Origin of the sequence: Falsiruegeria mediterranea M17 (assembly GCF_900302455.1) — a bacterium.
GTDB lineage: Bacteria > Pseudomonadota > Alphaproteobacteria > Rhodobacterales > Rhodobacteraceae > Falsiruegeria > Falsiruegeria mediterranea.
Window position 1 is genome coordinate 1 of sequence record NZ_ONZG01000027.1, and the last position, 12,374, is coordinate 12,374.

Sequence of the window (12,374 nt, forward strand, 5' to 3'; positions counted from 1 at the left end):
CGAAGCACAAATCCTGATCGAACAATGGAGAAAAAACTACAACACGAAACGTCCACATAGTGCCCTAGGTTATCGCCCGCCAGCGCCCGAAACCATCGTCCAGATGGACCAAAGGCCAATCATGCACTAACAATCAAACCGGACCACTCAGGTGGGGCTGATCAGGCCTACGCCGCAGGGGCTGTCCGCAACGGCAACGGATTTGGCACCGATATGTACCGCAGTTGGACCGACGACGGCTCGGCCAACTGGGACGAGATCCATCGCCAGATCACCACGCACAACAGGTAAGCCATGGACTGGGGCATCGATACACCCACAGGCGTGCGCCCTCTGGCAGAGGTGGCTGAACCGCTGCGTGAGGACCTGCGCAAACACATCGAAACCAATGTCGGCGACTGGCAACGCACCCTGAAGGCGGGCGACTTCGTGGTTGTCGCGGAACTGGGATCCCCCGGCTTTGCCAGCGCAGATGTGAAGGTGACCTACGGAACCGTTACCGATGGCTAAGACAACGGCCTGATCGCCGTTGACGGGGAAGACCACCCAGCGGCCTTGGCCCTGTCTCTCCCGCCCACGGACGCTCCCAGACTGTCCGCAGGAGACCTGCTGGACGAGATCAAGGGCTCATCCTGCAACATCATGGCCGAAACCGGCGCAGTTGCTTCCTACAGGCCCCGCAAGGAAGAGCATCGCAAAAAGGAACATCAAAATGATCATCAGAGTTGTTGATGTGGAAACCACTGGAACGGAACCGCCCGCAGAGGTTTGCGAAATAGGCTGGGCGGACCTGAGCAGCGACGGTGTCACACCGCCCCGGAGCCACTTGACCGGGATCACGACACCGATGCCGCCGGATGTGCGCGCCGTACACTACATCCACGCAGACGATCTTGCAGGTCTCGCCCCTTCGACCCCTCCATGGTGGAGGAGGATCACATCACCGCCTACGCCGCCCACAATGCCGCGTTCGAGGCGCAGTGTTTCACGCCCGCCCTGCCCCCGATCTGCACCGACAAGGCCGCCCTGCGGATCTGGCCCGAGGCCCCGGGGCACGCAAACTTCGCTCTGGCCTACTGGCTGGAGGATACGGGCTGCTTGAGGCTGGATCGCACGCATATCGGCACGGCCCACCGGGCCGGGCCTGACGCCTATGCGACAGCTCACATCCTGCAAGCGTTGATGGCGGCGGGTGCCACGATCGAGCAGATGATCGAGTGGTCGCAGGAGCCCGCACTGATGCCGACGATCCGGTTCGGCAAGCACGCAGGTGCGCGCTGGACGGACATCCCTGACGGCTACCTGCAGTGGCTCCTGCGCACCGGCGACATCGACGTCGACACGCAGTGGAATGCGCAACGCGAAATCGATCGTCGCAATGCAACAGCGTTCCAGCGCAGCGGTTAACATCTTTCCCAGACTGCTGACGCCGACGGTGAGCACAATGCTGGCGTTCTCAACCTGACCATGTCGTAGGCACCATCAACGGTCACGAATCCGATCTCCCGATCGTCGGGAATTTGGTTCAGAAGCTGTGGCGACATGGAGGCGTCACCGATGTTGCTAATGGTGACTTCGACCGCCCGAACCTCCAGCGTTTTCTCGTCAATGCCCCTCTCGGCGAATGTGCTTTCGCCTGCCGGGCAAGGGATGTGTTTCTTGCATTAAGTGGGCGGCTCGACCGTGATACGGTAGGCTTACGTTCAGCGTTCCTTGGCGGTGGCACAGGGTGCTGAAATCCGGGGCTGCCCAGCCCCGCCCTGCCAACTCCAACAGACTGTCCACGAAGCCAGTCTTTTGCCGCAATGGAAGGCAAAACAGGACCTTGAGCGTCAGGCAGGTCTTAATCGCAGCGTCACTGAATTGGTGGGCCCGACCACGTTTGCGGCTCGGTGGTGGCATCCAGACCATCGCCGGATCAAACCAGATCGAAAGTGAACCGCGTTGCTTCATCGCAGTGTTGTACGAAGGCCAATTTCTGGTCTTTTTCTTCGTAGGGGATCAACTGCTCATTCCACTTGGCCATCACGCTGGATTCAAACAGTGAACCCCTCATCGAATTCGTGCAACACTGCCCTGGCGCGGTCCAACCTGTCCTACGAACCACAGGACGAAAGTGCTGAGAACCTGCGGTTCATAGAGATCATCGACAAGCAGTTCCTAAGAAACGCCATCGTACGGATCACGTCAAATGGCACGGTTCATGCAGCGGCAAACCAACAAGATGAGCCAAACGCTCTCTTAGCTTAGGCCGCCATTGGTCCAAAAACCATAACTCCGGACAGGCCTGAGCATAAGGACGACCGCAATCAATCCAGAACGCTTTTTTGGTTCGGTCAAAAAATGGCGGAACGTGTTTACCAGTTTTGTAGTAGGACAAGGGCATCCTGCCAATACGGGCTGTCCATGGCGAACTGGGATGCCTCTTTCATTTGCTCATAGGATTTGGCGTCGCGCGAAGTCAGGCTTACCGTTTTGGACAGCGGGGGATCCAGTCGAACGAGGCGCTCATCCAACACCAGTTTCGCGATCCAGTATTGATTTTCGGCAGACGTGGTCAGACCGAGATCCAGCAATGCTCCTCCAGGCGCGCCTGAGGTGAGGCCAAACCATTTGAGCAGTCCCCAATCATCAGGGTTTTTCACCATTTCCTCAGAGATCGAGATGGGCTGACGCCCGGTGCCTATCGAAATTACCTCTATGTCCGAAAGGTTCTTGGCTTTCCCCGCGGCGATTGCAACATTGATCCCGTTCAAAACCGGATTGTTGGCAAAAACCCCTCCATCAATAAAGTAGCCGTAGTCGCGTCCCTCAGAAACGATCTGATGCGGTGGGAAAAAAGTCGGGGCGGCTGATGTCGCCATTGCCATATCCAGCAGTTTGACGGTGCTCAAGTTTAACCAATCATCCCGGACCAACTCCTGGTTCGTCAAAGTGAACGGGGCCCAACCGACGCGATTGCTCCAGTGCAAACAGACCGCCGGAACTGCCAGTACAATTTCGGGTGAAATTGAACCAAGTTCGCGGTCTCCGACCAAAGACTTGCCGATCTCTGCCAAACCCGTCGAAGTGAACTGCGACGACCGGATACCGGGCCCATCACCAAATCCAAACTTGTGAATAAGAGCATCAAACGATCTATCGAACATGTTGTGTTCGTTTTCGCGGAAAATTTTGTCAGCCTGGTTTCTGTAAATGGATGTGATCTCATCCATCAGAACCGCCAAGTCCTTGCCCTGTGATCGGCCATCGGCCAATGCAACAGCTAACAACCCACCCGTAGACGTTCCGATAAACCCATCAACCTTGTGCAAAAATCCAGTCTCTTTGTGCAGCTCACTCAAGATCAGGCACGTCAGATAGCCTCTGACTCCGCCGCCGTCACAGGACAAGAGTTTGAATGCCATCGGCCCCCCCTGACCAACTGGTTTGTTGTCATCTTAAGTGCGCTGAGGTGGTTAGCAAAGATAAAACTCTTTGGTTCGTTCGCCCTGAAAAATCACCAGAGAAACACGCCCTGGGTTGATCACACCTGTTTCTTGTCGGTGCGCACTTTGATTGCCATTAGACCGGTTTTGAGACGATCAAACGCAATTCCACGCAATTTGATACGTTTTTCGTGTAAGAATAATTAAATTGGAGAATCTGTGAGGTTAGAAATGAACGATCAGACGATTGCTGCAGACCTTGTCAAAGCGCTCCAGCGACCCGATGGAGATCTAAACTTGCGCCCTGTTCACACGATGGGCATCGGCATGAGCGGACATTTCATAGCCTCAGACGTCGCGCGCAATTTTTGTATTGCAGCCCACTTTCAGGGCGAAAAAATTCCAGTTACGGGCCGCTTCTCGAACGGCTCCGGTAGCGCGACCGAGCGCGATGATTGGTCGGATGTACGGGGCATGGCAATCCGGTTCCACCTTCCCGATGGTACTGCAACCGATTTGCTTGGAATGACGTTGCCCGCGTTTTTTGGACCGACAAAGAAAACGGCGCTGGCATTCATCAAGGCGTCTCCAGCAATTCCATATTTTCGTGAGAACGCATGGGCAAAGATTTTTGACTATCTGCGCATGATGATACCCAAACGCAATCCTTATCCTAATGAGACCTTGAGCCCGGATGAGGGTGCATTCGATTATGCAAACAAGAACCAGTTCGCACAGCTTCCGGTTTTTGGAGCAGCCACAGTCGGAGCACCAACGGGATATACCCGTGCCGATTACCACGCGGTGCACACCTTCATCATCACGTCTCCTGATGGCGTGCGCCGCTATGTCCGATTCACGTGGCAGCCGATTTCTGGCGTTCAGCCGAGGAAGCTGACCAAAGAACCTGACAACAACTATCTGCACGACGAACTAAGAGACCGGCTAGATGGCGACGGGGAAGCGCAGTTCTCGTTGATGATGCAGCTTGGCGAAGCGGGCGATGACCTTAACGATTGTTCGCGACCTTGGCCGCCCCGCAGGATCCGGATCCTTATGGGAACGCTGACGCTTGACCACGTCGCCGAAGATCAGACCGCAGACTGCGAAGATCTGAGTTTCAATCCGGGGCTTTTGACGGAGGGCATTGAACCCTCTGATGACCCGATCCTTGCCGCCCGCCGGGATTCCTACGAAATTTCAAGCGAGTGGCGCAAAGCTACGCGCTGCCCGTTTGCAAAGGACTGAAATTATGGCGAACGAAGAAGGCTGGTTTGATCGATATGTTGATACGCTGCCCGAACGCGGGTGGTTCAAGTTTCTTTCCAAAAACGTCGTGCTTCCGTATTGGGCAATGAAAACCCCTGCCCCCAAGATGCCTGGCGGGCCGCGCGAAACGCAGCAAAACAGCGAAAACGTGCAAAGGATGATGAACCTCGTCATGCCGCTCAAGGACCGCTCGTCAATTGGACGTGCCAAGGCCGCATTGGCGATTGCGCAGAACGTTGACGAAATTTTTGCCGGGCTCGACAATGTGGGCACAGTACATTTTGCCCGCTTCCTGATCTTGGGGGACAACCTGTGCATGATTTCAGTCTACGACGGTGATTTCAGCAACTACATCCGCGATTTTATTATCACGATCGGAAGTGTGTTCGATGATGTGATGACCGTGGTCGAGGGGGGCGATGAATTGATACCGACGGCCCACAATGTCGAAAAGTTTATCGATTGGGTACACGCGCACGACCTCTTTCAAGCCCCCGATTACCCGACAGATGTGTTTGCGCTTTTGGACGAAGCACGTGGGCTCCCGAAAGATACCCCGCCACACGATCTGAAGACCTTGCCGCGCGAGCTTATTCTGTTGCTCCACGCAAACCCCGATCTGTCATTGGGGGGCGGTTATCGCGCCTACCCTGGTTATTCAGCAGCGCAGGTGCGCAGCAAATTTGGAGTGGGCTGGTGATCAAAGAGTTCAACCCCGAAGACGTGCAAGGCAACATCCTGCGCGGGTATCGCCTTAACCTGGTGCGTCACCTTGTACTGGAGGTCACAAACCGAACGTTGGCGCGTCAGTTTTTGGCTGCGGCAGCCTCAGGTTCGACGAACACCGTGCCCACCATAACCCGAGAATCCTCTGAGAAATGGACAGATCCGCCGAAACTTTGCTTCAACATCGGCGTCACCTTCGCCGGATTGCAGGCTTTAGGGGTGACGCAAGACGACTTGGAGACGTTCCCGACAGAGTTCCGGCAGGGAATGGCGAAACGGGCGGCCAAGATTGGTGATTTTGGGGACAGTGCTCCGCAAAATTGGGCCGAACCGTTCAACCAACCCGAGCGGGTTCATCTTATCGCATCCATCTACAGCGACCCGGACGACCCAGTCGAGCAGGTCGAGCAGGTGCAGGCCCAGATCTCCAAGGCCTTTACCATAATTGGCGTTCGCGACGGACGCGGCCTGCCCGAAGGTAAAGTTTTCTTTGGCTATCGCGACAGCATCTCGCAGCCGCGGTTTGAACATGTGCCAAACCCGACCCGGGCAAACGACAACGAACCAATCAACCCTCTCGGGACGGTTCTGCTTGGATATCCGACGCACTACGAAGGAATTCTGTTTCGGGTCCCAACCCCCAACGAATTGGGGCACAATGGTGCATTCAACGCCTTTCGCGTGCTTGCTCAGGACACGGTAGGGTTTGAGAAGTACCTTTCGGCGGCCGCAACTGAACTGGAAACCCACCCTGACGTGGATCAACTGCTTTCCCCAGGAGCCGAAGAAAACATCTTTGGAATGAAGGGTGACAGACACGGTGCGCTTCGCGAAGTCGTGGCTGCCCAGATGTGCGGACGCTGGCGCAATGGGATGCCCTATGAAAAGTCTCCAAACTCGACCGGTCCCATACCGAACACCCCAGGTTTTCTGACGAATTTCGACTATGATCGGGGTTCCCGTTGTCCAGTTGGATCACACACCCGCCGGGCCAACCCGCGCAACGGTCATATCGTACAACGCATGTCGAACTATTCACGCCGCATTGTCCGGCGCGGCATGTCTTATGGACCTAACTTTGACCCCACAAACCTTGACGACGGAAAGGATGCCGAACGCGGTCTGCTGGGCAATTTCCTGTGTGCCAATCTGGGTGCCCAATTCGAGGCCGTCATGTGCGACTGGGTCAACGTGGGCCTGCAGGACCCAGACATCACAGGTGCCAGCGATCCCTTGTTGGGGGCAAACGAGCCTGAAACGAGCTGGTTTGATCTCACACTTGCAAACGGGGGATCAATCCGATTGCGAGGTTTCCCCCGTTTTATCAAGGCAAGAGGCGGTGCATACACATTCCTGCCGAGCCTGTCGGCAATTGCCTATCTGTCCAAACTTGAGACCTAGGAAGGCGTTGGCTAGTGGTGTTGAGTTACGTGGCCGCTTCAAGGTCCGCCAAAGCCACGTCAATACGGGTCAGGAAGGGCGAAGGGCCGATCTGATCGGCGATGCGGCGCGCATCACGCAGATGTTCAACAGCCAGCCCCTTCTTTTTCTTTAGCTTGTAAAGCAGGCCGAGGATCATCTGACCGCGCGCAACATAGTACCCGTTTCGGTCAAACAGTGGATTCTCGCAGGCCTGGTCGATCAGCTTGATGATGCGTCCGGCGCCAAACATAAAAACCCAGCTCAGCGACCTTACGTTCCGAAACAGTAAACCTAAAGAAGCCTCGCCCTCCCCCGAAAGGATGCCAAGATAAAGCTCTGCCAGGAAAAGGCGATACCAGTCTGCAGCAAGATCATAACCCTCTCGCTCACGTCGACCGATGGCGTCTTCCATATGGCGCAAACCTTCATCAATGCGCCCATTCATCGTCAGAGCGACGCCCAGCATCATGTCCGGACCTGACAGAAACAACCCCCAGCCATCTTGCTCGCATTTGGAGATGAACCGTTTGACCTCTCCAAGGGCTTCCGGTCGCTCAAGTGGAACCAACGCCGCAGTTCGTGCAGCTTCGGCCGAGGCACGCTCGAATTCTGCATGCGACACCTTTAGCGCTTGTTCAGCAATCTCCAGCGCCTTGGCGTGATCGTCGCTGAGCATAGCGATCAGCGCGTTCAGTGCCGTCGCATAGCCCAATGATCGCGGATCATTCTTGGCTTTTCCAAGGTCCACCATGCGTCTTGTTGTTTCATACGCATGAGCGAACCGCCCCCGGCTCGTTTCATTCCATGCCAAAATAGCCAGGAAAAAGTTCTGCAGATAGGCATCCTGGACACTTTTCATTGCCACTTCTGCCTCTCGTCGTTTGGCTTCGAACGCCTCATTGGACAATTGACCAAAATAGCAAGAAACCGAAAGCTCGCTGACAAGGGCATATGCGGCGGTTTCCGGCGTATCGAGACGTTCTGCCATCGCTGTTAGGTCCTGCTGGGTTGCAAATGCGTCTACATATCGACCGTTGTAAACCAGGCAGGCGATGTAGTGATGGAGGAAGACCACATGCTGATAGGTGTCACCCAAACGGCCCAGAATAGGCCGGACATGGGGTGCCAATTCGATAAACTCTGTAATCTTCAAAGAAATGTTCGAACAGGTCGAATAGTCGACAAGAAACGCAGCAAATTCGCGGTCATTCGCGCACCCTGGATCGCTTTGGTATAGACCAAGGGCACTCTCGAAATATCTGTTGGCATCCCCAAGAGAGTAGACACCAAGGCTCCTAGCCCCTGCCAACGCGTTGTATTTGAAAGCTAGATCTCTGCGTTCTGTGCGCAAGTAGTGATGAGCAAGAGCCCCCGCTACTTCGCCAAAGCGATTTTCGTTTCGCTGCTCAAGCGCCGTCGCGATGGCCAGATGCAACTCAGCCGCCTGCTCTGACAACAAACTTTGATACACGGTGTCGCGCAACAAAACGTGTTTGAACTCATAATCAGAAGATCTATCGTCGCGATGAATCAAATCCAGTGTCTGCAACCGCCTCAGCGTTTCACCTACTGAGCCATCGGTTTGGAGGACGGACGTCAGCAAGCCCGGATCAAAGCGCCGTCCGATCACTGAAGCCGCTTGCAGTAACGCCTTGTCACTGGGTTCAAGCCGGTCCATGCGCACCGTGAACAAGCTACGCATGCTTTCGGGCAATCCGCTTGAGGCGAGATCAATGTCGAAATTGGCATTTTCGACGTCGACACTTAAAGCACCCTTACTAATCAAGAACGACAATATCTCTTCGCCAAAGAGCGGATTGCCTCCAGCACGCTTGCTCACTTGTTCGACAAGACTGAGGGGAAGGTTGTCGACTTGAAGACGCGTCTGCACGAGATGTCCAATTTCATTGGAGGACAGCGGCATGAGGGCGATTTCGGTCACCCTCCAATTGTCGCTCCAACCAGGAGCATACTCTGGGCGCCTCGTATGCAGAACAAAGAGATTGTTAGGTTCGCCATCTCCAACAATTTTACCAAGAAATTCCGCCGAAGCACTGTCGATCCAATGGATATCTTCGATCAAAAATATGACGATAGACCTGGCACATTCTGCTCTCAACATTGCGCGCAAAAGATTGCGCGTGCGGTGCCCAATCAAAACGCCATCAAGACCATCAAGCGATCCGGCCGGCGGTTCCTTTCCTAAGAGGTTCAGCAACAACCCAAGGTTCTCAGGATTGTCCAGACCCAAACCGGTCAGTCCTGTTTTCAGTTTAAGTGAAATCTCTGCAGTTTCATCCTCGGAACGGATTTGAAACGCCTCGTTGACGACCTCAAGAAATGGATAGAACGGAACCTGGGTGCGATCAGCAGCGCAATGTCCACGGTAAAGACGCGATTCTTTTGGATTGATCTGCTGCAGAAACTCGAAAACCAGCCGCGTTTTCCCCAACCCGGCTTCACCGACCAGGTCAACGACCTTGAAATCACCCCCTGCCACAGAGAACGTGTCAGAGAGCGCGGCAAGTTCCTTTTCGCGACCGACAAAATGGCTCAACCCCCGTGCAACAGAGGCATCAAAGCGGGTCGCAGCCTTGCGTATCGCCAGCAGGTTCCACAACTTCCGGCGTTTCGATACACCCTTGATATCATACTCGTCGTCAAAATTTAGCTCGACCTGCCCTTCGACAAGCCGTCTTGTCGTGTCGCAAATCAGGCAGTTTCCCGCAGCTGCCAAGTTTTGAATGCGTGAAGCCAAGTTCACTGTATTGCCGACCGCTGTCGCCGGTGCATCTTGCCCTTCAATCGAAGCCATCAACGCGACACCTGAACTCACTCCGACCCTCATACGAGGTCGAAGCCCAAACCGGCGTTCGATTTCGTCAGCCGCCTCTGCAAAAGCGGATTGTATGGCCAAGGCCGCGCGACACGACCGCAAAGCACCATCTTCCAGCGCTTCAGGAAGGCCGAAGAGGGCCATCACGCTATCGCCGCCAAAGCTGCTGACTGTGCCGCCGTGTTCGACAACAGTGTCAGACATGAGATTGTATATCACTTGCGTGAACGGTAGCGTTCCGTCTTCTCCCAGCCGTTCGACTGCGGCCGTAAAACCGACCATGTCTGCGAACAGCACGGAAACCTGACGCCGCTCCCCCACGTGTGTCATTGTTTCCGAAGCAATGCAGTTGCCCCCCCGAAGATTAGGTTAACGGCATTAACTCTTTACGACAACCTTCAGCGAATCAGCGCGTTTCTCTCCAGATCTTTCACCGAAACAAGCTCGTGTGGCTCCGACATTTTCACGCCGTGAACGCCAGTTTCAGACCGTCTCTTGGCCAACGTGCCTTGTAGATTTTGCGCGAACTCGAAGCTGTAATCCATAGATCCCGCACGTCAGGCCCTCCAAAACAGAAGTTGGTCACGAACAACGCAGGTATCGGTACATGTTCAAACGTGCCGTCGCTGGGTTCAAAGACGGTGATGCCACCATTAAAAATGGTACCGACACAAACTTTCCCACTTGCCTCGACCTTTAGACTATCCAGCCACTGGTAGATGGATTGATGCGCCGGAAGAGATTGCACAATCCGCCCGGGCATTTGCGGCATCGGCCCTGGTTCGACCTCGCCCGGACCTTTGATATCCAGCGCCCAAAGTCGACTGAAAATAGTATCCGAAACATAGATTGTCCCACCATCCGGTGACAGACCCACACCATTCGCCATTGGTATTGTGGCAACTTTTTTCAACGTTTGCCCGTCTATCGACGCATAGTACAAAGCACCCTTGTATTGAACATCGTCGTTTTGATAACCGGAATCGGTGAACCAGAACCCACCTTCGTTGTCGAAAACGATATCATCCGGAGCCATCAAGTTCTTGCCTTCGAACTCGGTGTAAAGTGTCGTGACCACCCCGTTCCTCAGATCGACGCGCTGTATTGAACCACCGGTATAGTTAGGATGACTTGGCCATGGCACATTTGCGACGCCTCCGGGAACCGGTACCTCTTTAAACGTATAGACGCCCCCATTGTTACAGACATAGGCTGCGCCGTCGGGTCCGATCGCCACGCCGTTCGGACCACCGGGGATATCGGCCACAGTATCGACTGTTCCATCCGCCGTGACCCGCGACAAGGTCTCTTTCTCGATGTCGACAAACAGGATCGATCCATCATTCATTGCGACAGGACCTTCCGGGAAGCCCAGGCCTCCGGCCACTTCTTCTAGGTGCAATTCCAAATCCGATGTCATTCAGTTGTCTCCCTTTAAGTGGCTTTTTCAAAATCCGCGTGGATCAAAAGAAGATCGCGTCAAATTTCAGAGGCCTCCGGTTGGACATGCACGCGTTTTCTTTGTGCAAGCTTGCGCCAAAGGCGCTCGAACAACAAGTTTGATGTCTCTCCATTCAGGTGACCGAAAGCGACCTATAGGGCAGGCTGACCGGAGATGAATGCGCACATTCGCCGAGAGGGGCCGCCTTTGTCGAAGACCACCACCACGCGGCACTGAGCCGACCATCCAATTGACCGGAGGCAATAGCGACTGCAGCGCCCACAGGTGAAGTTGCACCAACGCGACTTGCGATTTTGACTGCGCGTGGCGTTCTCAACATCTTTCGCGCATGGTGTGCCAGCATTGATCCGAAGCGCGAATGCAAAAAAGCCGCACAACGCGCCAGCCCTTTGCAGCACTCGCATTGATCAGTGCGGGAGCCGAAGGCGGTGTACCGGCTTCACTGCCTGACGTCAGCGCTTATGGGTCCAAACAGGGTGATTTGATAAGAGAGAGTTCTTGGCTCATCGCAGGCACTGAGAAGTGGACGATGAGAAAGACAACGGGGTTACGCAAAAGCCTTGGCGAGAAGATTGTCTGACGTCAGCGCCTATGGGTCCAAATAGCGGTATTTGCTAAGAGAGTGTTTGTTGCTCATCGTAGCCACCGAGGAGTGGACGATGAGAAAGACAACGAAGAGCCCTGGCGAGAAGGTCGTCAAAGATATCAAACGCGCCACGCGCAAGCAGTATTCCAGCGAAGAGAAGATCAGGATCGTGCTGGATGGGTTGCGCGGCGAGGACAGCATTGCTGAGCTGTGTCGCCGCGAAGGGATCTCCCAGGGTATCTATTACAAGTGGTCCAAGGACTTCATGGAAGCCGGGAAGAAGCGCCTGGCTGGGGACACAGCGCGTGCCGCAAACACTGATGAGGTCAGGGAACTGCGCCGTGAGGCAAAGGATCTCAAAGAGGTGGTTGCAGAGCAGACGCTCGAACTGCGGCTTCAAAAAAAAGCATGACAGGCGATGGGGGCGACCACGAATGAGGTATGCGGGTTGCGACCGCAGCGTCTTGATACACGACTCAATGTCCGCAAAGGGCTGATTTCGTTGAAAAAGTCGTTGGTTTTGGCGTTGCGCGTTTAGCTACTGCGCTGATTTTATTGAACGACCGATGCTGAGGCTTGTTGTCAGCCGGTGGTTGTCACCATTGGCTTGAGTTTTGCTAGTTTCCGGAGGTTTTGGGCGATGGC

Annotated in this window: 9 protein-coding genes and 2 pseudogenes; 7 read left to right on the top strand and 4 right to left on the bottom strand. The window is 54.8% G+C overall.

Annotation, left to right across the window (positions count from 1 at the left end):
• The 3 genes from TRM7615_RS24945 to TRM7615_RS24955 all read left to right on the top strand — a co-directional run.
• Nucleotides 1-130 (top strand): integrase core domain-containing protein (locus TRM7615_RS24945; protein WP_165821352.1); only part of this gene is annotated, 130 nt, incomplete at its 5' end.
• A 164-nt stretch (nt 131-294) separates the two neighbouring features.
• Nucleotides 295-510 carry a hypothetical protein gene (locus tag TRM7615_RS24950; protein ID WP_108792690.1) on the top strand — a complete coding sequence of 72 codons (216 nt, stop codon included), beginning with the start codon at nt 295-297 and terminating at the stop codon, nt 508-510.
• A gap of 411 nt (nt 511-921) precedes the next feature.
• On the top strand, nt 922-1,407 hold the full coding sequence (locus TRM7615_RS24955; protein ID WP_108792691.1) for a hypothetical protein: 486 nt from the start codon (nt 922-924) through the stop codon (nt 1,405-1,407).
• 62 nt (nt 1,408-1,469) lie between these two features.
• Here the strand turns inward: TRM7615_RS24955 and TRM7615_RS24960 are convergent.
• Both TRM7615_RS24960 and TRM7615_RS24965 read right to left on the bottom strand, forming a co-directional pair.
• Nucleotides 1,470-1,953: pseudogene (locus tag TRM7615_RS24960) on the bottom strand (transposase); the annotation flags it as partial.
• 404 nt (nt 1,954-2,357) lie between these two features.
• A complete protein-coding gene (locus TRM7615_RS24965) occupies nt 2,358-3,407 on the bottom strand; it encodes a patatin-like phospholipase family protein (RefSeq protein WP_108792693.1) in 1,050 nt (349 codons plus the stop codon).
• Nucleotides 3,408-3,659: 252 nt separating this feature from the next.
• On the opposite strand from TRM7615_RS24965, the gene TRM7615_RS24970 reads away from it, so the two are divergent.
• From TRM7615_RS24970 to TRM7615_RS24980, 3 genes are read left to right on the top strand one after another with little or no spacing between them, the layout of a single operon-like run.
• The gene (locus TRM7615_RS24970) at nt 3,660-4,676 is read left to right on the top strand and encodes a catalase (RefSeq protein ID WP_108792694.1); all 1,017 of its coding nucleotides are present in this window, start codon (nt 3,660-3,662) and stop codon (nt 4,674-4,676) included.
• Nucleotides 4,600-5,397, top strand: a complete 798-nt coding sequence (locus tag TRM7615_RS24975; RefSeq protein WP_125133755.1) for a hypothetical protein — start codon at nt 4,600-4,602, stop codon at nt 5,395-5,397. The genes TRM7615_RS24970 and TRM7615_RS24975 overlap by 77 nt, the downstream gene beginning before the upstream one ends.
• Nucleotides 5,394-6,824 (top strand): Dyp-type peroxidase, encoded by a 1,431-nt coding sequence (locus TRM7615_RS24980; RefSeq protein WP_108792696.1) that lies wholly within the window; start codon nt 5,394-5,396, stop codon nt 6,822-6,824. The genes TRM7615_RS24975 and TRM7615_RS24980 overlap by 4 nt, the downstream gene beginning before the upstream one ends.
• Nucleotides 6,825-6,849: 25 nt before the next feature.
• Here TRM7615_RS24980 and TRM7615_RS24985 read toward each other — a convergent pair whose 3' ends face one another.
• Together TRM7615_RS24985 and TRM7615_RS24990 are read right to left on the bottom strand one after the other, a co-directional pair.
• On the bottom strand, nt 6,850-9,978 hold the full coding sequence (locus TRM7615_RS24985; RefSeq protein WP_165821547.1) for an ATP-binding protein: 3,129 nt from the start codon (nt 9,976-9,978) through the stop codon (nt 6,850-6,852).
• Between the two features lie 166 nt (nt 9,979-10,144).
• Nucleotides 10,145-11,101, bottom strand: coding sequence for an SMP-30/gluconolactonase/LRE family protein (locus TRM7615_RS24990; protein ID WP_207775279.1), 957 nt, complete (start codon nt 11,099-11,101; stop codon nt 10,145-10,147).
• Between the two features lie 701 nt (nt 11,102-11,802).
• Here TRM7615_RS24990 and TRM7615_RS24995 point away from each other — a divergent pair.
• Nucleotides 11,803-12,199, top strand: a pseudogene (locus tag TRM7615_RS24995) (transposase); the annotation flags it as partial.
• Nucleotides 12,200-12,374: the final 175 nt, after the last annotated feature.